General features: G+C 46.0%; 20 protein-coding genes and 6 pseudogenes. 20 read left to right on the top strand and 6 right to left on the bottom strand.

What is annotated here, in order from left to right; translation table 11 throughout:
- Positions 1-52 precede the first annotated feature (52 nt).
- From EKN38_RS07865 to EKN38_RS07855, 3 genes are all read left to right on the top strand, one after another.
- Positions 53-379, top strand: coding sequence for a gamma-glutamylcyclotransferase (locus EKN38_RS07865; RefSeq protein ID WP_126521895.1), 327 nt, complete (start codon positions 53-55; stop codon positions 377-379).
- 74 nt (positions 380-453) lie between these two features.
- Entirely contained in the window at positions 454-1,386 is a 933-nt protein-coding gene (locus EKN38_RS07860) for a DMT family transporter (protein ID WP_126521893.1), read from the top strand.
- Between the two features lie 227 nt (positions 1,387-1,613).
- Positions 1,614-2,216 (top strand): site-specific integrase, encoded by a 603-nt coding sequence (locus tag EKN38_RS07855; protein WP_024906933.1) that lies wholly within the window; start codon positions 1,614-1,616, stop codon positions 2,214-2,216.
- Positions 2,217-2,275: 59 nt separating this feature from the next.
- Here the strand turns inward: EKN38_RS07855 and gcvA are convergent, their stop codons facing one another.
- Positions 2,276-3,178, bottom strand: coding sequence for a transcriptional regulator GcvA (gcvA, locus tag EKN38_RS07850; protein WP_250899550.1), 903 nt, complete (start codon positions 3,176-3,178; stop codon positions 2,276-2,278).
- Between the two features lie 115 nt (positions 3,179-3,293).
- Between gcvA and EKN38_RS07845 the strand changes: the two genes are divergently transcribed.
- The 4 genes and pseudogenes from EKN38_RS07845 to EKN38_RS07830 form a co-directional block, all read left to right on the top strand.
- On the top strand, positions 3,294-3,620 hold the full coding sequence (locus EKN38_RS07845) for a gamma-glutamylcyclotransferase family protein (RefSeq protein ID WP_085522085.1): 327 nt from the start codon (positions 3,294-3,296) through the stop codon (positions 3,618-3,620).
- 73 nt (positions 3,621-3,693) lie between these two features.
- Positions 3,694-4,626, top strand: a complete 933-nt coding sequence (locus EKN38_RS07840) for a DMT family transporter (RefSeq protein WP_085522083.1) — start codon at positions 3,694-3,696, stop codon at positions 4,624-4,626.
- Between the two features lie 377 nt (positions 4,627-5,003).
- Positions 5,004-5,231 (top strand): annotated as a pseudogene (vapB, locus tag EKN38_RS07835) (type II toxin-antitoxin system VapB family antitoxin); the annotation flags it as partial.
- An 8-nt stretch (positions 5,232-5,239) separates the two neighbouring features.
- A pseudogene (locus EKN38_RS07830) lies at positions 5,240-5,412 on the top strand (type II toxin-antitoxin system VapC family toxin); the annotation flags it as partial.
- Between the two features lie 72 nt (positions 5,413-5,484).
- Here EKN38_RS07830 and EKN38_RS07825 read toward each other — a convergent pair.
- Together EKN38_RS07825 and EKN38_RS07820 are read right to left on the bottom strand one after the other, a co-directional pair.
- Positions 5,485-6,159 (bottom strand): MarC family NAAT transporter, encoded by a 675-nt coding sequence (locus tag EKN38_RS07825; RefSeq protein ID WP_126521891.1) that lies wholly within the window; start codon positions 6,157-6,159, stop codon positions 5,485-5,487.
- Between the two features lie 665 nt (positions 6,160-6,824).
- A pseudogene (locus EKN38_RS07820) lies at positions 6,825-7,001 on the bottom strand (transposase domain-containing protein); the annotation flags it as partial.
- Between the two features lie 43 nt (positions 7,002-7,044).
- Here EKN38_RS07820 and EKN38_RS07815 point away from each other — a divergent pair.
- A pseudogene (locus tag EKN38_RS07815) lies at positions 7,045-7,850 on the top strand (IS110 family transposase); the annotation flags it as partial.
- Positions 7,851-8,098: 248 nt separating this feature from the next.
- On the opposite strand, the gene EKN38_RS25730 reads toward EKN38_RS07815, so the two are convergent.
- Positions 8,099-8,260, bottom strand: coding sequence for a hypothetical protein (locus EKN38_RS25730; RefSeq protein WP_185812833.1), 162 nt, complete (start codon positions 8,258-8,260; stop codon positions 8,099-8,101).
- An 891-nt stretch (positions 8,261-9,151) separates the two neighbouring features.
- On the opposite strand from EKN38_RS25730, the gene EKN38_RS07810 reads away from it, so the two are divergent.
- From EKN38_RS07810 to EKN38_RS25970, 5 genes and pseudogenes are all read left to right on the top strand, one after another.
- Entirely contained in the window at positions 9,152-9,466 is a 315-nt protein-coding gene (locus EKN38_RS07810; protein WP_126521889.1) for a DMT family transporter, read from the top strand.
- Positions 9,466-9,810: a multidrug efflux SMR transporter gene (locus EKN38_RS07805; RefSeq protein WP_126521887.1), complete on the top strand. Its 345-nt coding sequence runs from the start codon at positions 9,466-9,468 to the stop codon at positions 9,808-9,810. The genes EKN38_RS07810 and EKN38_RS07805 overlap by 1 nt, the downstream gene beginning before the upstream one ends.
- Entirely contained in the window at positions 9,807-10,388 is a 582-nt protein-coding gene (locus EKN38_RS07800) for a TetR/AcrR family transcriptional regulator (RefSeq protein ID WP_126521885.1), read from the top strand. Before EKN38_RS07805 ends, EKN38_RS07800 begins: the two co-directional genes overlap by 4 nt.
- A 582-nt stretch (positions 10,389-10,970) precedes the next feature.
- Positions 10,971-11,447 carry a hypothetical protein gene (locus EKN38_RS07795; protein WP_126521883.1) on the top strand — a complete coding sequence of 159 codons (477 nt, stop codon included), beginning with the start codon at positions 10,971-10,973 and terminating at the stop codon, positions 11,445-11,447.
- 391 nt (positions 11,448-11,838) lie between these two features.
- A pseudogene (locus EKN38_RS25970) lies at positions 11,839-11,961 on the top strand (IS1 family transposase); the annotation flags it as partial.
- 143 nt (positions 11,962-12,104) lie between these two features.
- On the opposite strand, the gene EKN38_RS07785 reads toward EKN38_RS25970, so the two are convergent.
- Positions 12,105-12,731: a TetR/AcrR family transcriptional regulator gene (locus tag EKN38_RS07785; RefSeq protein WP_126521879.1), complete on the bottom strand. Its 627-nt coding sequence runs from the start codon at positions 12,729-12,731 to the stop codon at positions 12,105-12,107.
- Positions 12,732-12,786: 55 nt separating this feature from the next.
- On the opposite strand from EKN38_RS07785, the gene EKN38_RS07780 reads away from it, so the two are divergent.
- The 7 genes and pseudogenes from EKN38_RS07780 to EKN38_RS26215 all read left to right on the top strand — a co-directional run.
- Positions 12,787-13,953, top strand: a complete 1,167-nt coding sequence (locus tag EKN38_RS07780) for an efflux RND transporter periplasmic adaptor subunit (RefSeq protein ID WP_284733109.1) — start codon at positions 12,787-12,789, stop codon at positions 13,951-13,953.
- Positions 13,953-17,087, top strand: coding sequence for an efflux RND transporter permease subunit (locus EKN38_RS07775; RefSeq protein WP_038992669.1), 3,135 nt, complete (start codon positions 13,953-13,955; stop codon positions 17,085-17,087). Before EKN38_RS07780 ends, EKN38_RS07775 begins: the two co-directional genes overlap by 1 nt.
- 104 nt (positions 17,088-17,191) lie before the next feature.
- Positions 17,192-17,824 (top strand): TetR family transcriptional regulator, encoded by a 633-nt coding sequence (locus EKN38_RS07770; protein WP_126521877.1) that lies wholly within the window; start codon positions 17,192-17,194, stop codon positions 17,822-17,824.
- Positions 17,814-18,713, top strand: a complete 900-nt coding sequence (locus tag EKN38_RS07765; protein WP_126521875.1) for a helix-turn-helix domain-containing protein — start codon at positions 17,814-17,816, stop codon at positions 18,711-18,713. Before EKN38_RS07770 ends, EKN38_RS07765 begins: the two co-directional genes overlap by 11 nt.
- A 105-nt stretch (positions 18,714-18,818) precedes the next feature.
- Complete coding sequence (locus tag EKN38_RS07760; protein WP_126521873.1) at positions 18,819-20,213, top strand: efflux transporter outer membrane subunit; 1,395 nt, start codon at positions 18,819-18,821, stop codon at positions 20,211-20,213.
- Between the two features lie 73 nt (positions 20,214-20,286).
- Positions 20,287-20,883, top strand: coding sequence for a TetR/AcrR family transcriptional regulator (locus EKN38_RS07755; protein WP_126521871.1), 597 nt, complete (start codon positions 20,287-20,289; stop codon positions 20,881-20,883).
- 730 nt (positions 20,884-21,613) lie between these two features.
- Positions 21,614-21,743: pseudogene (locus EKN38_RS26215) on the top strand (IS3 family transposase); the annotation flags it as partial.
- A 16-nt stretch (positions 21,744-21,759) separates the two neighbouring features.
- On the opposite strand, the gene EKN38_RS07750 reads toward EKN38_RS26215, so the two are convergent.
- A partial coding sequence (locus tag EKN38_RS07750; protein ID WP_126521869.1) for an iron-containing alcohol dehydrogenase occupies positions 21,760-22,912 on the bottom strand: 1,153 nt, incomplete at its 5' end.

Genomic DNA, 22,912 nt, shown 5'->3' with positions numbered 1-22,912 from the left:
CAAAATTAACACAAAGAACGTTATCATTTTCATAGCGATACTCGGAGGAGTAATGGAAAGTTTGTTTGTTTACGGGACACTCGGTCCGGGCCGGCCTAATGCTCATATTCTTGAAAATATCGGGGGAACATGGCTGGAAGGCCACGTTGGTGGTTCTTTACTAGAGAAAGGTTGGGGTGCAGAGATGGGTTATCCGGGAATTGTACTGGACGACTCAGGTAATCGTGTACAGGGTTTTCTTTTCACGTCAGAGAATTTACATAATCACTGGCACATACTCGATGAGTTCGAAGGTTCTGAGTATGAACGGGTTCCGGTAGAGGTAACCACATCTACCGGTCAGACAGTGCAATCATGCATCTATATGCTCAAAGCATAAACTATGAGGCCCGCTGTGAGCGGGTTAAACAATGGCCAGGGCACCTTAAATAAATTGATTTGATGGAGAATTAAGTGACAGTACAACGAAAACAGGTTGACACATATGCCACACTAGTCATGACCTCGCTGTGTATAGTCTGGGGAATTCAGCAGGTCGCAATTAAAGGCGTATCCGATGAAATTTCTCCAGTTCTGCAAGTAGCAATCAGAAGTGGGGCTGCTGCGAGCCTTATATGTTTAATGATGATTCTTAAAAAAACGCCTCTAAGAAACTTTGCTAATTGCTTAGTCCCCGGGGGAGCTGTGGGCATACTTTTTGGTTTGCAATTCCTGTTTGTTGCTGAAGGTCTGCGATATACGTCGGCATCACACATGTCAGTATTCCTTTACACAGCTCCTATTTTTGCTGCTATAGGGCTACAGTTTTTTAGGCCTGATGAACGACTGTGTGCACCACAATGGTTAGGGATAGCAATTACATTTGCAGGGATTTGTGTCGCGTTCCTGTCAGGTAAGGCTCCAGTTAGTAGCTCCAGCCTGAGATTGACAGGAGACATAATGGGATTACTTGCAGGACTGTCATGGGGGGCCACTACCATAGTTGTCAGATGTTCTTCTCTTGGTGAGTCTCCAGCCTCACATACACTCTTCTGTCAACTTACAGGAGGTTTTTTACTTTTATCTGCCTATTCATACTTTTCCGGCCAGAATCACTTTGCCCCTGGTACCGTCGGGATTGTTAGTTTAATCTTCCAAAGCGCAATAGTTGGCTTTGCGAGTTATTTAGCCTGGTTCAGTTTAATGCGCAAATATATGGCATCACAGCTCGGTGTTCTCTCATTCATGACGCCTGTATTTGGGGTCATTACGGCAGTATTTATTTTGAGAGAACAACTACAGTCAGGGTTTGTTTTAGGAACGATGCTAATCCTGAGTGGCATAAGCATTGTTAGCGGCTGGTCCTGGTTCAGGTCGAGATTTTTAACTGTATCTGTTAACAAATAAAGATGACTGTCGGCCGGTTACAGATAATATAATCTGACGATGTCAGCAAGCCAGTTCAGATATGGCTGATTTAACTACCCATGATGCTAAAACGCTTTTCAGGTTCTAATGCAGAGAATAAATCATCCTTAACTCATCATGCACAATTCTCTGGCCTCAACAATGTCCGCTGTTCGCTCATAAGGGACAACCATACTCAAATCTCCCACATTGCAGGAGATTTGAGTATGAACACGTCACCGTGGAATAAAGACCGTATCATAGGCCAAAAAAGACCACTTCAGATATCTCATATCTGGGGGATTCGAATCCGGCTTGAACTGGAAGGTAAAACGCGTGATTTAGCTCTGTTCAATATGGCCTTAGACAGTAAGCTACGAGGCTGCGATCTGGTGAGCCTCAAAGTATCTGATGTTGCATATGGTAGCTCGGTTTCAAGCAGAGCTACGGTGCTGCAACAGAAAACCGGTAGTCCTGTGCAATTTGAGATAACCAAAGGGACAAGAGAAGCTGTTGCTGCATTGATAAAGCTTGGCAATTTGCACAGCAAAGACTTCTTGTTTCGGTCTCGGATCGGAACTAACCGGCACATATCAACCCGACAATACAGCCGAATTTTTCATGGGTGGGTAGAAAAGCTTGGTCTCGAAGCTTCGCTTTACAGCACACATTCCATGAGAAGAACAAAACCTTACTTGATATACAAGAAAACCAAGAATCTCCGGGTGATCCAACTTCTGTTGGGCCATAAGAAACTGGAAAGCACAGTCCGTTATCTGGGCATCGAAGTCGATGATGCGTTAGAGATATCTGAATCGATTGAAGTCTAAGGTTGTCAGGGCTGCAACAGCAGCCCTGTGCCAGATTCGGACCTTATTTAGCGCGCCATTCAATCTTTTAGCAAGCTCATTTCTTCAGTGAGCCATTGTCTTAAAATGGTTATTTTAAATGTATCCTTATCATATGGACGATAGACTAAATCGTACCCCCGCTCAGCCTTAAGCTTATACTGTGGAAACGGGACAACAAGCCTTCCAGCCGCCACATCATCTGCAATCAGAACACTGCGTCCCAGAGCAATACCTTCACCACGTATAGCAGCCTCAGTCGCCATGCTGCCAAGAGTCCATAAGGGCCCCTGATGGCAACTGAAGTTTTTTTCTCCGGCCATCTCAAACCATGCCTGCCAGTTCGCCTGCATTTTGTACTCATGAAGAAGAATGCAGTTTAAAAGTTCCTTTATTTCTGTCAGGCCATTATGTTTCTTAAGAAAACTTGGACTACAGACAGGGGTGACTGTTTCATCAAACATTCGTTCAGACGAAACATCTCGATAATTACCAAGGCCGTAACGAATTGCAGCATCTACCTGACCATCATTGAGATCCACATTAATGTCTGTAACATCCAGTTGAATATCAAATTCAGGATATCTCTGACTGAACCGGCTGAGACGCTGTGCTAACCACTTACTGGCAAATGAAACCGTTGTACTTATACGTAAACTCTTTATCTGGTTTCTTCCACGCAGACGCTCAGACTCCCTCAATAAATCGCTCAAAAGACGGGTGACCACATGGTGAAATTCAACCCCTTGATCCGTCAGAATTATCTGCCGTGTTAGCCTGAAAAATAGCTTAAATTCCAGATGCTCTTCGAGCTTCCGGATTTGCCTGCTTATCGCGCCATGCGTAACGTGCAACTCCGCTGCCGCCAGCGTCATGCTTGAAAGGCGGGCAGTGGCTTCAAAAGCGCGCAGAGTCTGCAATGGGGGGAGGTGATCGTACATCATACGCGTGATAATAATTCACGCATGTTGTGAGAACAAATGATTTGTCAGATCAGAGTCGGAAAATCAAAATTAGCCTAAAGAAGATTACTATTTTCATTGCGATACCGGAGGAACAATGGAAAGTTTGTTTGTTTATGGAACACTCGGTCCTGGCCGTCCTAATGCTCATATTCTTGAAAATATCGGGGGCGCATGGCAGGAAGGCCACGTTGGTGGCTCTTTATTAGAGAAAGGCTGGGGTGCAGAGATGGGTTATCCGGGAATTTTGCTGGATGACTCAGGTAATCGTGTACAGGGTTTTCTTTTCACTTCAGAGAATTTGCATAATCACTGGCACACTCTCGATGAGTTCGAAGGTTCCGAGTATGAACGTGTTCCGGTAGAGGTAATCACATCTACCGGTCAGACAGTGCAATCATTTATCTATATGCTCAAAGCATAAACTATGAGGCCCGCTGTGAGCGGATTACACAATGGCCAGGGTTCCAAAAAAAATCAATTTGAGGGAGAATTAAGTGACGCTACAACTAAAACCGGTTGACACATATGCCACACTGGCCATGACCTCGCTGTGTATAGTTTGGGGAATTCAGCAAGTCGCAATTAAAGGCGTAGCTGATGAAATTTCTCCGGTTCTGCAAGTAGCTATCAGAAGTGGAGTTGCTGCGGGCCTTATATGTTTAATAATGATTTTCAAAAAAACGCCTCTAAGAAGTTTTACTAATTGCTTAGCTCCCGGGGGAGCTGTGGGCATACTTTTTGGTTTGCAATTCCTGTTTGTTGCTGAAGGCCTGCGATACACCTCGGCATCTCACATGTCAGTATTCCTTTATACAGCTCCTGTTTTTGCTGCTATAGGGCTACAGTTTTTTAGGCCCGATGAACGACTGTGTGCACCACAATGGTTAGGGATAGCAATCACCTTTTCAGGGATTTGTGTCGCGTTTCTGTCAGGCAAGGATCCGGTTAGTAGCTCCAGCCTGACTTTGACAGGAGACATAATGGGATTACTTGCAGGACTGTCATGGGGAGCCACTACCATAGTTGTCAGATGCTCTTCTCTTGGTGAGTCTCCCGCCTCACATACACTCTTCTGTCAACTTGCAGGAGGTTTTTTACTTTTATCAGCCTATTCATACTTTTCCGGCCAGAATCACTTTGAGCCGGGTACCGTCGGGATTGCCAGTTTAATCTTCCAAAGTGCAATAGTTGGCTTTGCGAGTTATTTAGCCTGGTTCAGTTTAATGCGCAAATATATGGCATCACAGCTCGGCGTTCTCTCATTCATGACGCCCGTATTTGGAGTCATTACGGCAGTCTTTGTTTTGCGAGAACAACTACAGTCAGGGTTTATTTTAGGCACGATACTAACCCTGAGTGGCATAAGTATAGTTAGCGGCTGGTCCTGGTTCAGGTCGAGATATTTAACAGTGTATATTAAAAAATAAAGAAGACTGTCGGCTGGTTACAGATAATATAATCTGACGATGCCAGCATGCCAGTTCAGATTTGGCTCAATTGATGGCCCATTGTGCTAAAACGCTCTTCAGATTCGAATGCAGAGAATAAATTACCCTGAACGTATCATGTACAATTCTCGGGCAAGAGCGATGTCTGCTGTTCGCTCATTGCGGACCTTAATCCTTTGCTGTTAACCCATCGAACAGTCCCGCTCAGTAACAATCTATGCTTCTTGGCATACACATATACTAAGCATCTGCATATACTTGCTGAGTATCTACCTATACTTGACATATACGCACACCCGGTGGATGAACTTCATTCCGGATATGCTCCACATATCCACACTGTTGGGGAGTGTAATATGAGAACCGTATCCATATTTAAAAACGGCAACAACCGCGCCATCTGCCGGCCCCGCGATCTGGATTTTGAGGGGGTGAGCGAACTGTAGATTGTCCGGGAAGGGGACAGCATCATCCTGCGTCCGGTCCGGCCGACCTGGGGTTCATTCTTTGAGTTCGAAAAAGCCGAGCCGGACTTTATGGCGGAGCGTGAGGACGTTGTCAGCGATGAAAGACGATTTGACCTGCCAACAAAATGTATATGCCGACACTTGTATCTGCTCGTACATCATGCGCGAGCAGCCGGAAGCCGTTCGTAAGTGCCTTGAGCAGGCGGTACTGCGCGGACACCGCATCGTGGTATCGGCCATCACCTACTCCGAAATGCGCTTCGGTGCCACCGGCCCGAAAGCCTCGCCGCGCCACGTGCTGTCAACAACGGGCAAATCACTGACCCTGACCCGAAATCACGCCATTCAGAAACAGAATTCTGGGTCAGGGTCACGGCATGGTTGCACCGATTTCCAGAACGCCGTTGATGATGAATTGCACACCCATACAGACCAGAAGGAACCCCATCAGACGAGAAATCGCTTCAATACCGCTATTACCAATCAGGCGCATGATGAATCCCGAACTGCGCAGGCACAACCACAGTATCAGGCTGACCAGGAGGGTTGTGAGCACTGGCGCTACTGTAAGTACCCAAGGGGTCATGTCGACGCCGCTTTTAATCTGGGAAGCTGAACTGATGATCATGGCAATGGTGCCGGGACCAGCAGTGCTGGGCATTGCAAGGGGAACGAAGGCTATGTTGACGGCACGCGCAGGACTACGCCGCTGAATTTCGCTGGCTTTGCTGGCAGCTTCCGGGGTGCTTTCCACCAGGGTCTGGGGAAACAGCATTCTGAAACCGATAAAAGAGACGATCAACCCACCTGCGATACGTAATCCGGGAATAGAGATGCCGAATGTATCCATAATCAATTGGCCACCATAAAAAGCAACCATCATAATGATGAATACATATACTGAGGTCTGTAGGGCCTGCCTGTTCCGCTCGCCGGCTGACATATCCCCAGCCAGCCCCAGAAATAAGGCCACGGTGGTGAGTGGGTTTGCAAGGGGCAAAATCATTACCAGCCCCAGCCCGATAGCCTTAATGAGTTCCAGCATGCAAGTTCCTGTCAAAATAATTAAATACGCTTACTGCATAGGGGCTGCCTAAAGCAGTAATATTAGTGAATATCCACGTCTTATTTTTAACTTTTTATGTCTAAAATAGCTATTCCTGATAACTTCAGCTGAAAGCGAACCCAAATTTTAGAATAATAATCGGCCGGTATAGTCGCTGTGAGTTAACTTCCCGAATGAGCGAAGTAGTGCCTTGCAGAAGTGTCTAAGGGTTTTATTTTTCGCGGCGGCGTGAATAAGGCTGTTGGAACGCTGGTGAACAAAAGTGCCCAAGTGGGCTGGGCATAGGTAAACAAAGGAAAAGATTATATGGTTCTGTAATAACTCGCCCATATCAGTCCATCACGTTACAGATAGTGCGGATGTTCATCAGGGCTCACGAAGCTAGGTATATGTTTGTTAGTACTTTTGTCAGAAATAATCAAACTATGCTTGAGTTGGGTCGGTGTCCATATAGCTATTTAGTGACCCAACGTCACGATGCAGGTCAGCAATATCTGCGCGATTAGCATAGATAATCCACGAGTGGGTAAGATAATTGAGGTGCTGATAGTGACTCTGTTCCAGATTCTGCCGTTATTCAAACGTAAGCGTACAGCGAGAACCGTATTGGCGTGGATGTGTTATTCAGTTGGCAGGGTTACACGTCAAGGTAACAGTTCACTGACCTGATTGACTGGCCACTCAGCGATGACGTTGAACACATGACGGAAGTAGCTCTCTGGATCCACGCCGTTCAGTTTGCATGTACCGATCAGGCTGTACAGCAGCGCTCCGCGCTCACCACCATGGTCAGAGCCGAAGAACAGGAAGATGGTATGACCTTTATATAATTACTTTAGCATCGGTGCATTATTGGAGGTCATCATGTTACAAAATTCCCCTTCGATTTATGTTGGTCTGGATGTGTATAAAGAATCGTTGGCTATCGCGATAGCCAGTCCTGAGCGCGGTGGAGAAATCCGCTTTTATGGTAACATCCCAAATCAACAGCAAAGCATTAATTACCTATTTTTAAAGATAAAAAAGCAATACTCATCCATTATGGCTTGTTATGAAGCGGGTCCCTGTGGATACAATATTCGTCACCAGCTAACAGCGATGGACATTGAGTGTATTGTTGTAGCACCATCACGGATCCCAAAATCCCCCACAGACCGCATCAAAAACGATCACCGTGATGCAGTTGGTCTAGCAAGATTATTACGTGCTGGTGAATTAACTCCTGTCTGGATCCCTGACCTGACGCACGAAGCTATGCGTGATCTGGTTCGGGCCAGGGCTGCTTCAAAGCAAGATAGCCGAATCGCCAGACTGCGGATACAGAGCATATTACTGCGTAATGACCGACGATATGACAAGAAACCGTGGAGTTACAAACATCGGATATGGCTGGCCAATCAGACTTTTCCTCTGCCATCGCAGCAGATTGCATTTCAGTACTATTGCCAGAACCTTGAACAGATAGAAAGCCGGATAATACAGCTGGATCAGGAAATTGACCGGCTGTTACCCGAATGGTCATTGTACAATCTGGTCTGCCAACTTCAGGTGCTGTAAGGTGTGGGTAAAACGATTGCCATCTCACTGGCGTCAGAACTGGGAGATTTCTCTCGTTTCACTAATCCAAACAAATCATGGCCTATAATATAGGGTTAATTCCGGGGGAATATCCAGGGTTCGCTGGAGGCAGCAACGAGCTGCTACTTAAATACAGGAGAATAATTAGGACAGCCCTTACGCCCGCCGGGAGTCAAATTTTTCTGCATATCTGACACTTTGGTTCCCACTACACATATTTGGTGGACGCCACTTTGTCGGATGCATTAGATTATGACCAGACGGCCCTCGCTGGACGCTTACATTCAAACAAAGAAAAGGGCAGAATTTTAAATTCTACCCTCTGCCTGGCAAGCGGACCTTATCGCTCTTGCTTTTTGCGATACTGCTTCTTAGTTTCTTCAGCGTCTTTACGTGCTTTCTCTGCAAGTTTCAGTGCAGTTTCTTCGGAGACTAACTCCGCAGACTCATGCATTTTTGCAAGTCCTTCGCTTACGCTGGTTTCCAGTGGATCTTTGTTCATATCTGTTCCTTTGCGGACGATAAACGGACATTCAGCTTAATTCAATCTTAATAGTATCTTTTGACCTTTTGCGCTGAAAGTTTGATAACAGGTGAATGTCGTCCACCCACTCTTGTAAGATTATGGATATTTGGGCGCACTGTAAGCGTCATCTCAATACCGTCTGGCTCAGAATCCTGTACTTCATCACCCGCATATTTTGACGGTGGACACCTCATGCACACTAAAGAACGACTTCCACTGAAACGTTATTATTGGCGAACATTCGCCGGATGTTGGGCCATGCCTCACTCGATGCGTAGCGGAACGCTTTACGCCATCCTGTCGATGGGGCAGTGACGCCATGACTTTCAGACTATCAACGGAGTTAGGTAGGCGGTCCATTAGGATCACCTCAACACAGGAAGGCTGTGGTGTTCGCAAATGGTACGTCTGCCCTCACAGCTAGAGCCGGGTAGCCCCGCCGTTTGCGTGCGGCCCGCAAGGCAGCGTCGGCGAGTTCGACGAATGAAGTGAGCATTTCAGACTTACTGGTGCTCACATGATATTCTTACATTTGGCTAGGATTAAATAGTTATATCATCATAGATAATTATTTCACCATCCTCTGGTGATCCCACAAACCTTAATTCCACTCATGGCCGAATATTGATGTCAGGCCATTCGGTCGCCTAATCAAGACCTATACGTTTACATAATTGCCAGCGCATGGGCCGATGCGGTGACAGCAAGCACGATCAAGCCTGTCCTACTGATGCCATAGGAGTGAAATGTTAAATAGCGAATAATTGATTATAAAATGAACGACAGGCCGCATTTACCGCAGAATTTGGTGAAGTCCTCAGGGAAAATGTGTACGGTAGTACACTATTTTGTGTTCTTGGGGGTACAATGGCTGTACAAACTCTTATTTTCGGGGCTCTATGCAGCACCCTTGGAACGTTGTCGCTGAAAGGCTCAAAGCGTTTTCAAAGACCTATTCCAACCGTATTGGCACTGCTGTGCTATGCTGGTTCGACTTTTCTGCTAGCACGGGCAATGACCCTGATGCCTGTCGCCCTGGCCCATGCAGTGTGGACCGGCTTGGTCGCACTCGCGTTGTTAGGCGTCGATCGTTTTTATTTCCACCTTCCTGTCTCGGGTAGTCGCATGGCTGGTTTCCTCTGCGTTCTGGCAGGCATCGCAGTTCTGGGAGGGCAAACATAATGCAATCCCTCAACTTGCGTACGTGGATGCTGCTTGTGGTTACGGTATTTGCAGAGGCAGCTGCGACGTCGCTGCTGAAATATTCCGACGGGTTCCGGCGGCTCACTCCCGGCCTAGTATCTTTTGCAGGCTATGTGCTGGTTCTCTTACTGTTTTCTCACGTGTTGGCGCGGATTCCTGCCAGTGTGGCCTATACCGTTTGGGCTGGATTGGGCACCTTGTTGCTGATTGTGTCCGGCTGGTTGTTCTTCGGCGAGGCGATGACGCTTGCCAATCTTGGGGGTATTGCTCTGATTGTGGTCGGCGTAATCCTGATCAACCGGAAGGGGAAAAAAATCGCATGACGAAGGCTCGGGGCAAACGAGGTTTTGGTGACCCTGAACGGCCAGAACGCCTGGTGGATGCGGCACTGGCGATTATGCTGGTTAAGGGCGTTCAGGGGATCAACCATCGCGCAGTGGCTGCCGAGGCAGGTGTCCCTCTAGGGTCGACCACCTACTATTTCCGTGATCTCGATGCACTGTTGATCGCGACCATCGAACACCTGATACAGCGACGCCGAAAGGAGATGAGCGCCTGGTGTGCCGATATCTCGACGCTGGAAGAGCTGATCGGCAGGCTGGCCGAACTGATAGTCACCCGGCTGACGCGTGACAGGATGGAAACCGTGTTGTCCTATGAACTCTACTTCCTGGCACTGCGTCGCCCGGCGTTCAGCTTCTACAGCGAAACATCCACCCAGGTGCTGCGCGACACGATACGACGCTTTGCCGATGAGTCGACTACTCAGGCCTTGACTGTACTGGTGGATGGTTTTGTGATCGAAGGGCTGTTGTCGGCTCGTCTGCCGACAATCGGGGATCTCCTGTCTGCGATGAGTGCCGTGGTGAGGGGTGCGAGAGAGGGCAAGTCGCGAACCTGATTAAACTAGACAAAAAAGAGGTATCCTATCCTGTAGGAGGATACTCCTTGAGAGCGAGACGGGAATATTCTGACCATGTCATCAGACTCAGTCTTCGAACAGAGGCAGGCCGTCGAGCACATCCTTTTCGAGGAATTTCTGCTGCAGTTACCCAGCTATGATGCCTTCCATGTTACGCTGATGGATATGTGGATAACTGCTTGATACCGTTAGCAGGGCTTTATGGCGTACGCAATTCGATAAAAAGAAAGGCGGTCGGAGTGGCGATGTTCACCTATTACATCAGGAGTCACTGGCTTGCTTGGTGAGGTCCACGGTGCTCAACTCCTAGGCGCGACTGTATACCGGTCTTTACAGGTTGCACACCATGTCCGGCATGGATTCTTGCATGTAGGCCGTCACTTACATGTGTGAGGCGGCCTTTGGCTGCCCTGTTTGTAATACAATGGCCTGTACGGTACCGCTGCAGCCGCAGAACGAATCGAGTTCGTCTGGCAGGGTGTGTTTCAGTGATCAGCACGAATTCCTCGTTGAAGTTACAAGCACGGTAAGCCACTTGGTCGTCAGTCAGTTGTGCCTTTGATGGGGCCGCGTCTGCCTGTGGATGGTGATCATGCTGATGACGACAGTGTGCCGGATGTCGAAAGCGTAATATTCGTGCGCGAAATGATTGGAAGTATTATTTATAATGTGATTCTCCGTATTTGTATGGTAAATGGTCGTCCTCGCCGGGGACTGTGGACTGCCCTCAAAAAGTTAGACGTCCTGTTAAGTAAGAAGCAGCCTTATGGCAAAATAAAAATACTCTTCAAGATAAAACTGGCTGTCGTCCGTCATTCCATTGAGCAAACGCTGGGTTTCGCTGGAGATCCGTTTGGTCGCATGGCCCACCCCATTGATCAACAAAGTATGGCTGATACGGTTTCCGGAAAAGGGTTGGCCGGAAACGCCGGAAAAATCGAACTCACGGCTGGTGAAGCAACCATTTCCACCGAACTCGAAAAGACGTGGTCTGCTGCAATGCCAGCAGTCTTGAAAAGTATGGTCTTGAACCTATGACCATTGTCGTAGCACGTGGTGATCAGGATCTGTGCATCCATGTTGGGGGGCACCCTTGAACGAGTGGAGAGCAATCAGGTTTTCCAGTGCTTCTTCCTGTTCTGCGCTCAAGTGTCTGGACAGTCTTCCAGCACCAACTCTATCGCACGTAGCGGATTATCGAGAAGCGTCAGGCCTAAAGGCCTGGACAGTTCAGTCAGCACTTCGCATAGTTGTCTTGACTAATCAGAGCGATGTAGCCCAGGCCGTTGCCTGCATACGAAGCTCAAGCTTGGAGCCGCTAAACAGCGCGGTGATACCCTCATATGACTGATGAAGGCATTACTAACATATCAACAGGCAGTATGTGAGAGTCACCGAAGGAGAAGCATCTGACTGAAAAGTATTTACTCAGCATATTAAAAATAACAACCTTATGCTGAGGAGCCGAAAAAAGCTAGCCCCGCGAAAAGTCTGCTTTTCATGCTCTGTAGTATTATACGAAAGAGCCATTAATGCCTTCATCAAAGAATAAATATGGATTAACTAAATTATTATTAAGGGTGGTTTTTTACACTTTAGTAGATAAATTCATTATTTATCAACACTAAAGCGTTACGCTTTGCCCTCTGAAACGAGGGCAGGGGCTTTTAGTCAATATTGCTGAATGAGTAAGGTCTAATATTCCTTGAAGAAGAGATCGATAATGTTATTTATCATTTCAATCAGCATTTCTTTATCTCCTTTCTCATCAAGAGATTGTAATGCAGTGCGCTGCGATAATCCCGCAAAGATGGATGCAATGATATCCATACGTGCGCGTAGCTGCCTGATTTCATGGTCATCATTTTTTTTTGCTCTTTTAAGTAATTGCTCATTGAACCTGTTGCTAATGGTGTTATGGGACACCTGAAGAACTTGTGAAACGTTAGGGTTTCGCACCGCTTCAGCGGCAATCTCAAGCCATAAACTAATAAATTCTGGAGAGGTATGGAGCTCAACCATGCGTGCCGTTAGCCTTTTGAGCGTCACGGTGAGTTTTTCATCGACGGGCGACAAGGCTATATCATTGATCAATTCAAACATGGTGCTTTCCTGTTGTGCTACCAGGGCTTCCACGATGGCTTCTTTGTTAGCAAAATGATAATAAATGTGACCGGGACTCATACCGGACTCTTTCGATATTTTTGCAATACTGCATCCATGAAACCCCAGGTCACGGAAGCATTTGGCCGCTGCATCAAGCACCTGCTTTCTCCTGTCTCTGCTTTTCACGCCAATTTCTTCGTCCTGTATGTCGCTCATTTGTTAACCTCTTTAATATCTCTTGCAAGTCTAATTTTAGTATGAATATACTAGAATGAACATTCAAACTACAGAGAGAACACTCACAATGTTTGTGCTTTTTCGTCCTGCATATCCGGCGCTGTCAGTACTTTTGTCGCTTGCACTCCTTGGATGTGATAAGCCACAGCGGCCAGTACAAAATTCGGTTCCTGAAGTGGGCGTTGTGACGGTAACCGCAGCAAACGTCACGTTGACGACTGAACTCCCTGGCCGTACCTCGTCTTTCAGGACGGCTGAAGTGCGTCCCCAGGTTGGCGGCATACTTCAGAAAAGACTGTTCGATGAAGGCACCCTTGTTGAAGCCGGACAGGCATTGTATCAGATTGATCCGGCACCTTACCGGGCGACGCTTGCTAAAACGGAAGCAAGCCTGGAATCATCTAAACTCTTAGCCCGCCGTTATGAACGCCTGATAAAAACGGGCGCGATAAGCCAGCAGGATCGGGATGATGCACGGTCAACCTGGTTACAGGCTCAGGCTGATGTTGACTCAGCACGCATTGATTTAGGTTATACAACCATCACAGCTCCAATATCAGGCCGCATCGGACGATCTTCCGTTACTCAGGGGGCGTTGCTGACCGCCAATCAGAGCACTGCACTTGCAACAATCCAGCAGCTTGATCCTATCTATGTCGATATTCCGCAATCTTCAACGGCTCTTCTTAAACTGCAGGATGAATTTGCCGCAGGGCGCCTGAAACGAAATGGCGACCAGCAGGCTGAAGTCAGACTCATCCTTGACAATGGCACTGAATATTCGCATCCGGGCCGTATAAAACTTTCAGAAGTAACAGTAGATGAAAGTACGGACTCTGTAATCATACGTGCCGAGTTTCCCAATCCGGACGGACGGCTTCTGCCTGGTATGTTCGTCCGCGCCAGATTAGAAGAGGGGGTGAGCGAAAATGCCCTGCTTGTTCCACAAAGAGCAATCACCCGCGATCCGACTGGACAGGCTTCAGCCCTTGTCGTTGGCAAAGATAACAAAGTGATCCGCAAAACGGTTGTAACCGATCGCGTTGTAGGTAATCAGTGGCTGATACGAGACGGGTTGCAAAGTGGCGATCGGGTTATTGTAGATGGGACACAAAAAGCCCAGCCAGGTAGTGAAGTCAGGATTGCTCAGACGCCCCCCCTTCGATTGAAGTCGCAAATCAGCCTGAGTAAGGAGCCGTAATGTCACGTTTTTTTATTGACCGTCCCGTACTTGCATGGGTTGTAGCCATCATTATTATGCTGGCTGGCGTACTTTCTATTATAAGGTTACCTGTTAACCAGTACCCGAATATTGCTGCTCCTGCGATTGCTGTGACCGGATCTTATCCAGGCGCATCGGCAGATACCGTTCAGGATACTGTGGTGCAGGTTATCGAACAGCAGCTGAATGGTCTTGATAATTTGCGCTATCTGAAATCTGAAAGTAATTCGGATGGCTCATTCACAATCACCGTCACCTTTGATCAGGGAACAGACCCGGATATTGCTCAGGTACAGGTACAAAATAAGCTATCACTGGCAACGCCTTTAATACCGGATGAAGTTCAGAACCAGGGGATCCGGGTTGCTAAGTATCAGATTAACTTCTTGATTCTTGCCGGCCTGGTATCCACTGATGGTCGTTTGAGCAGCTTTGACCTCGGTGATTATCTGGTTTCTCATATCCAGGATCCTTTAACCCGTATCACCGGTGTGGGGGATTTCACTATGATGGGGTCCCAGTATGCGATGCGTATCTGGATGGATCCCAATAAGCTGAATGGATATAAACTTACCCCACTGGATGTGAGCTCTGCTATTCAGGCGCAAAACGTACAGGTATCAGCGGGCCAGTTAGGTGGTTTACCAACCAATGAAAATATTGAACTGAGTGCAACTGTCATTGGCAAGACCAGGTTCACAAGCCCTGAACAATTTGAAAATATACTCCTTAAGGTTCAGCCTGATGGAGCCCGGGTGTTACTAAAGGATGTGGCCAAAGTAAAACTGGGATCCGAGAGTTTCTCAATACAGTCAAAATACGGGAACGATCTTCCCAGTACAGCCATTGCGTTGCGCCTGGCAACCGGTGCCAATGCGCTGGATACCATTAAAGCGGTTAAGGCCAAGCTGGACGAGCTTAAGCCTGGTCTACCGGAAGGCGTGGAGATTATCTATCCTTACGATACGTCTCCTGTTATAAGTGCCTCGATAGAGGGAGTGGTACATACTCTTATTGAAGCCATCGTTCTCGTTTTTGTCGTGATGCTGCTTTTTTTGCAAAACTGGAGAGCAACACTTATTCCTACACTCGCCATTCCGGTCGTTTTGCTGGGCACATTCGGCATTATGGCTGCATTTGGTTTTACAATTAACATATTAACCATGTTTGGCCTGGTACTGGCTATCGGGCTTCTCGTCGACGATGCCATAGTGGTTGTGGAGAACGTCGAGCGACTGATGGAAGAAGAAAAGCTCCCGCCGCTTGAAGCGACCCGAAAATCGATGGAGCAGATTTCGGGCGCTCTGGTTGGTATTGGTCTGGTTCTTTCCGCTGTATTTCTTCCGATGGCATTTTTCGGTGGTTCAACGGGTGTGATTTATCGCCAGTTCTCTATCACTATTGTTTCTGCGATGGCGTTGTCGGTGCTCGTTGCGCTAATTTTCACTCCGGCATTATGCGCAACGATCCTGAAGCAAACGCATCATGGTGCGCAGGCGAAAAAGGGATTTTTTGGCTGGTTTAACCGTAAATTTGAACGCGGCACCTCGCTTTATCGCAATGGCGTCGAACGTACATTGCGGGCCAGAAAACGAGCGATGCTTTTCTTTCTGGCAATCATCGCGCTACTTATTGCGCTATTCCCACAGATACCGACATCTTTCCTGCCTGATGAAGATCAGGGAAATCTCTTTGTGCAGGTGCAGATGCCGCCAAACAGTAGTGCGGAGCAGACCCAGAAAGTATTAACCAAAATATCGGAATATTTTCTGACCCAGGAAAAAGACATGGTTGCCACAACAATGCTTGTCAATGGATTTAACTTTGCAGGGCGTGGTCAGGGTTCCGCTATGGTGTTTGTGGGACTTAAGCCATGGAATGAAAGGAAAGGTTCTGTATTTGAACTGGCTGGCAGGTCAATGGGATATTTCAGCACAATAAAAGAGGGAACGGTTATTGCTTTCGCCCCCCCGGCAGTGATGGAATTGGGTAATGCCACTGGTTTCAACCTGTTTCTCCAGGATACAACCGGAGGCGGCCATGAAAAACTCATGCAGGCGCGGAATATGTTTCTTGGGATGGCAGCCCAAAATCCCGCACTGCAAATGGTTCGCCCCAACGGTATGAATGATGAGCCACAGTATCAAATTCTGATTGATGACGAGAAAGTCCAGGCTCTGAAACTCAGCCTCTCTGATGTAAATAACACGATGTCCTCAGCCTGGGGGTCAACGTATGTTAATGACTTCAATGATCGCGGGCGTGTTAAAAAAGTTTATATCCAGGGGGAAGCCAGTTCACGTATTTCTCCGGAGGATTTCGATAAGTGGTACGTACGTAACAGTGACGGAGAGATGGTCTCATTCTCGTCGTTCGCCAGCGGGAAATGGACCTATGGTTCCCCGAAACTGGAGCGTTATAACGGTTTACCGGCAGTTGAACTGCTTGGCGAGCCCGCACCGGGTTACAGCTCCGGGGATGCGATGAAAGCGGTAGAGGAGATCGCGGCAAAATTGCCTCCCGGCTTAAATGTTGCCTGGACAGGTCTTTCATTTGAAGAACGTCTTTCAGGTTCGCAGGCTCCGGCGCTTTATGCACTGTCACTGATAATCGTATTCCTTTGTCTGGCTGGCCTTTATGAAAGCTGGAGTATTCCTTTCTCGGTAATGTTAGTCATACCGTTGGGGGTTATTGGCGCTGTCAGTGCGACCCTTTTACGTGGACTGGGGAACGATGTTTTCTTCCAGGTCGGGTTATTAACGACGATTGGTTTGTCTGCAAAGAATGCAATTTTAATTGTTGAATTTGCGCGCGATCTACATGAAAAACATGGAATGTCATTTTCGCAGGCAGCCATTGAGGCAGCCAGAGTTCGTCTGCGACCTATTATTATGACATCACTGGCATTTATTGTTGGTGTTATTCCTCTTGCTGTTGCTTCAGGAGCAAGTTCCGGAAGCAAGCATGCCATAGGTACAGGTGTGGTGGGAGGGATGCTTACAGCGACGGTATTAGCTATTTTTTATATCCCGCTGTTTTATGTTCTTGTTGCTGGTTTTTTTGCGAAGAAGAAAAGCAAAAAAGAAGTATTATCTGTAATTGAAGATAAATAGTTGTGTGTAAGGTACTGGTATCCCTGGGGGTACCAGTACTAACATCTTTAATCTGATGAGTAATATTTATACGATAGGTTTTAATTTATTCTGGAGGCTTGCAAATGGCCAGACGAACCAAGCAAGATGCTGAAGAAACCCGCAAGCATATTCTGGATGCGGCTGAGCAATGCTTTCGGGATACGGGAATTTATCGCACAACATTACAGATGATAGCAATGAAAGCTGGCTGTACGCGAGGTGCTATTTACTGGCATTTCAGGGAAAAGAATGATCTTTTTAAACAGGTCATTGAGCGAACGCCGCTTTTACTTTTCACAGAAATTGAAGGGGTTTTAAAACGTTCGGAATCCGTTATGGCATTGCGTCACTGTTTATTAAGGGAAATTGAATGTGTTAAGAGAAATAATCATCTGAGAAATATAATTGAGATGACCATCTTTCGCAGAGGAAATCCAGACGAAGTCAATGACCATGATGTTCATATGGAAGATAAGATGAATAAAGTATTTGTCGTAATAGATTCTGTTTTCTCAGAAGCGCAAAAAAAAGGAATGATTCATGCAGATATTTCAACAAAAATGCTAAGCTCAATGATTTTCTTTGTTTTTATGGGAGCGCTCCGGTCAATAGTGATGACACCAGGCGATACTTTGATTCACCGTTACTCTCAATCAGCGCTGGATTTCGCTTTTGATATGGTAATCGGGAATAAGGCGGTGTGTAATGAAAAATGATTTCATTTATGATCTTGCCGAATGGATCGAATCTCAACTCGCATCAGATTTATCCGTGAATATAGTGGCAGCCAGATCAGGATATTCGAAATGGTATTTACAGCGGGCTTATCATATATTAACAGGAATAACACTTGGTCGGTATATAAGGCTAAGGAAGTTATCAGCCGCAGCTGCTGAATTGCAGATAACTAAAACACCTATTCTCGATATTTCTTTGAAATATGGTTTTACGACGCAACAGGCTTTCACCCGTTCATTCAAAAGTTACTTTCATCAGACACCTGCAAAATACAGAACTAATAACGAATGGGATTGTTCACAACTCTACCCACCATTCCAGAGGATAATGCATCCGGTACCCGAACCGGACATTATTTCATTGCCTGAACAAATTTTCTTCGGCATTGAAAAATCTTTTCCTTGTGCCTTTGAAGAACTCAGTAAATTCAATATAGATGTCAGAATGAATTTTTTTAACAGGTTTCTCAGGGACTGCCAGGCACTACCTTCTTACGTCTACGGCATCAGTTATTTTGAACCAGAGATGGCAGTAAATTCAAGCATTGTTATAAAGTACTTTACTGCAATAGACTATCATGACTTATGTACAGTGAATAATAAAGTTAAAAAAATAATAATTCCTGAAGGTCATTATGCACAATTTAATTACTCAGGTACAAAAGCCGGATTTCAGCAATTCATCATGGATATAAACCGTTATCACTTGCCAAGATTAGATATTATAAGGCGAAAAGGTTATGACATAGAACGTTATTTTATTACTGAGCCGAAGAAACGTTCATTACATTCAAGTTTTGTAACCTGTAGCTATTTAGTGCCATGTTCGGATGTATTATATAAATCTGATTCAGGCAGATTTATATAATACGTATATAAAGCGACAGTTTCAAATAGTCAGGCGGGCTTTCTGTTTAAGTCTCAGGGCTTAGAATTCAGACATTGCAATATGTTATCCTCAGAAGGACAGGTTATGAAGAAACATCTATTTATTGTTATACCAGTACTCTTCAGTCTGACGGCCTGCAACCTGCAGCCTAAGTATGAACGTCCACCTGTACCGGTCTCCGGAAAATGGGCGAGTAATGAGTACATGAATAAAGTTTCAGATCTTGCATGGCAAAATTTTTTCGATGATGACACGTTAAAACTGCTGGTAGGATTATCCCTCGAAAATAATCGGGATCTCAGAGTTGCTGCTTTAAATATTGAATCAGCCAGGGCACAGTACAGGATTGAAAGAGCCGCCTTATTTCCGGCATTAGATGCTAATGGTAGTCAGACTTCTGCTCATCTGCCGGGTAATCTTTATTCAACCCAGTCTTCCGGACCTGTTTCATACCAGCAGTATGAAGCGAATCTTGGTGTAACATCCTGGGAAATTGACTTCTTTGGCAGGCTCAGGAGTCTGAAAGCTCAGGCCCTTGAAAAATACCTTTCGACTGAGGCTACTGCTCACGCCACACAAATTAGCCTGGTATCAGAGGTCGTATCGGGCTATTTGACGCTTTGTGCTGATAAAGATTTACTTAAACTCGCAAATGATACAGCTAATAGTCAGCGTAAAACGTATGACCTGACTAAGCAACGGTATGCGACGGACATTGCTAATGAACAGGATCTTGTTCAGGCGGAAACTTCATTAAGAAGTGCTGAGGCTGAAGTTTACCAATATACACGGCAGGTTAAACAGGATACAAATGCTTTACAGCTATTACTGGGTACTAATGTACCGGTCAGTATTGTAGAAAATGCGACTTTACTAAAAAAATGGCATTTCCCGGCGTTACCTGAAGGAATATCATCAGAAGTCCTGACAAACAGGCCAGATATCATCGCTGCCGAACATACCCTTAAGGCAGCTAATGCGAATATTGGTGCTGCCAGAGCCGCTTTCTTCCCTACCATCAGCCTTACTGCTTCCGGAGGATCTGCTTCAGACAGCCTTGGACATTTGCTTGAAGGGGGCACGGCTGCCTGGTCATTCGTTCCCAGCATAAGTGTGCCAATATTTGATGGGGGAAAAAACAAAGCCAATCTTGACGTTGCGGAAATTTCCAAAAGAATTGAAATAGCAAATTATGAAAAAGCGATACAGCAGGCATTTAAGGAGGTCTCGGATGCCCTGGCGGGTCAGGCGACCTATAAACATGAACTGGCTGCTCGGGTACAAGACACCGCGGCAAATCAACGTTACTACACTCTGGCGAATAGTCGATATCAGGAGGGCGTGGATGGGTATCTCAATGTGCTTGCCGCTGAACGTTCATTATTTCAGGCAAGGAAAACTGAAATTTCGACTCGTTTAAGCGAAATTACACAACAGGTTACCCTTTATAAAGTTCTCGGTGGAGGCTGGAAAGCCTAGTTTCTGAATAAAGAAATGACGGCAAGTGGCCGTCATTTAACTTTTTATTATATCTTCAGCTTGAGGTTCCACAATGAAATCAGATAACAATATTAGCTTGAAAAGGTTTTTTATCACTGAAGTGGCTATTGACTGCATAAGTAAAAAAGGAATTAATGGTACTTCCATGTCTGATATCAGTAATGGTTCTAATATGAGTCAAGGGAATATATATCGTTACTTTAGTGATAAAATGGAAATCATGCATGAAGCACTTAAGCTAAACTTCTCCCGGCAAATCAAGTTACTTCCACATATGTACGCCCAACAAAATCCACTTTACTATATATTAAAAGCTAATTTCATTGATTCAAGTAATCCTGTCCATTTAATATATGACGTGAAGACAATTTTTTGTTTAGAAAAAATGTATTATAAAGATCTGGCGCGAGATTTTGACCATGAATCCCGTCTGCTCTTTGAAAGCCACATCGTCAATATGACGAATTTTAATAAATCAATAAAATTAAAGGAGGCGAAGATAATGGCAGAGGTTGTTGAGTTTTTTATTACTGATACTACCTTGAAAAGGAATTCACGAAAAAACAATGATGAAGAAACACTGTTTTTTTATGAAAAAATAACCGAACTGTTCAGGCCTTTGGGGGCGGGTTTTAAAAATATCATTTAACATTTTCTTACCTGAATATGCCCCTACTACATAAACGGTAAACAAGATAACCAGTGAGTAATATACATACAATATTTATAATAACTAACCCTAACACAGCACCAATAAAACCACACCTAAACAAATAATTAAATAAAACATACTCAGTCAGTCGTGAAAAATAGAACGAAAATGATATTGCCAGCATACTACAAAAGATAAAAGTTATGCATGTTAATAAGTGAAGTCTAAATATTTTTTTCATGATTGTTGCTAATTCCTTTAGGTTGAAATTTATGTGTAATAATTTACCAGCAAGAATTCAGCCGTTTTATCATAACTAAACAATAAACAAAACTATGCTCAACAGGTTTAGTATAATCATACTAAAACCTGTTTCTTTGTCAAGCCACTTGTGGTTTGGTATGCGTCAGCTTAGTTATCATATTGAATTTAATTCAAAGATGGATTTTATTTATCATCAGTTTGGGAATAATAACGCATGGTAATTATGTTATAGGTATTGCGGATTTAATCATTTCTGATTCGGGACAAAAATCAGTACAGTACTGGTTCAAAGTTCTTCGGTTTGCAGAAGACTCCGGATTAATTCAGCTGGTGTCATGTCAATTAATGATGAATTCGATATCTCATAATTGCAAGCAACGGTAATTTACCGTTGTATCGGCCAGTCGGGTTGGCAGATATCACCTTCATCCCTGCCTGGCAGGGCCGATGAATACGGCTGTGAAAACGGATCTATAAACCCGGGACTGGCCCGAGTTTATATCTTCGATTACATTAATGTCTTCTACAACAGTGCCCGCCGTCACAGTTATCTCAGCGACGTTTGCACACAGTGCTTTGAACATGTCCGGTAGTGATGACAAGAAATGTCTACAGGGATGTGGTCACTCCATCCCCTTCGCGATAAGCTTCCCCATAATAGCTGGCCAGCAGTATCTGACGCAGCTCAGCCACCAACGGATAGCGCGGGTTGGCACCGGTGCACTGGTCATCGAACGCATCTTCAGACAGCTTGTCAACGTGTGCAAGGAAGTCAGCTTCCTGAACGCCAGCTTCACGGATAGATCCAGGAATACCCAGCTCTGCTTTGATGCAGTCAAGCCATGCCAGCAGTTTATCAATCTTCGCCGCAGTACGGTCACCCGGTGCGCTGAGCCCCAGATGGTCTGCAATTTCAGCGTAACGACGACGAGCCTGAGGGCGGTCGTACTGGCTGAACGCAGTCTGCTTGGTCGGGTTGTCATTCGCGTTATAGCGGATAACGTTACAAATCAGCAGGGCGTTTGCCAGACCGTGCGGAATGTGGAACTGAGAACCCAGTTTGTGTGCCATTGAGTGACAGACACCCAGGAAGGCGTTCGCAAATGCGATACCCGCGATGGTTGCTGCACTGTGTACACGCTCACGCGCTACCGGGTTTTTAGACCCTTCGTTGTAAGATACAGGCAGGTTTTCTTTCAGCAGTTTCAGCGCCTGCAGAGCCTGACCGTCAGAGTACTCAGAGGCCAGTACGGAAACATATGCTTCCAGGGCGTGAGTGACGGCATCCAGACCACCAAATGCACACAGTGATTTCGGCATATCCATCACCAGGTTGGCGTCAACGATAGCCATATCCGGAGTCAGGGCATAGTCAGCCAGCGGGTATTTCTGACCGGTGGCATCATCAGTCACAACCGCAAACGGTGTGACTTCTGAACCCGTACCGGACGTGGTGGTGACGGCGATCATTTTCGCTTTCACGCCCATTTTCGGGAACCTGTAGATACGTTTACGGATATCCATAAAGCGCAGCGCCAGTTCTTCGAAGTGGGTTTCCGGATGCTCGTACATGACCCACATGATCTTCGCCGCGTCCATTGGGGAACCACCACCCAGTGCGATAATCACATCTGGTTTGAAGGAGTTCGCCAGTTCAGCACCTTTGCGCACAACGCTCAGTGTCGGGTCAGCTTCAACTTCAAAGAAGACTTCTGTTTCGACGCCAGCCGCTTTCAGCACAGAGGTGATCTGGTCTGCATAG

The sequence above is a fragment of the Enterobacter sp. WCHEn045836 genome, assembly GCF_003965585.1.
GTDB classification, from domain to species: Bacteria; Pseudomonadota; Gammaproteobacteria; order Enterobacterales; family Enterobacteriaceae; genus Enterobacter; species Enterobacter dissolvens.
Note: the sequence above shows the minus strand (reverse complement) of the source record. Positions and strands in the feature narration are given on the sequence as shown.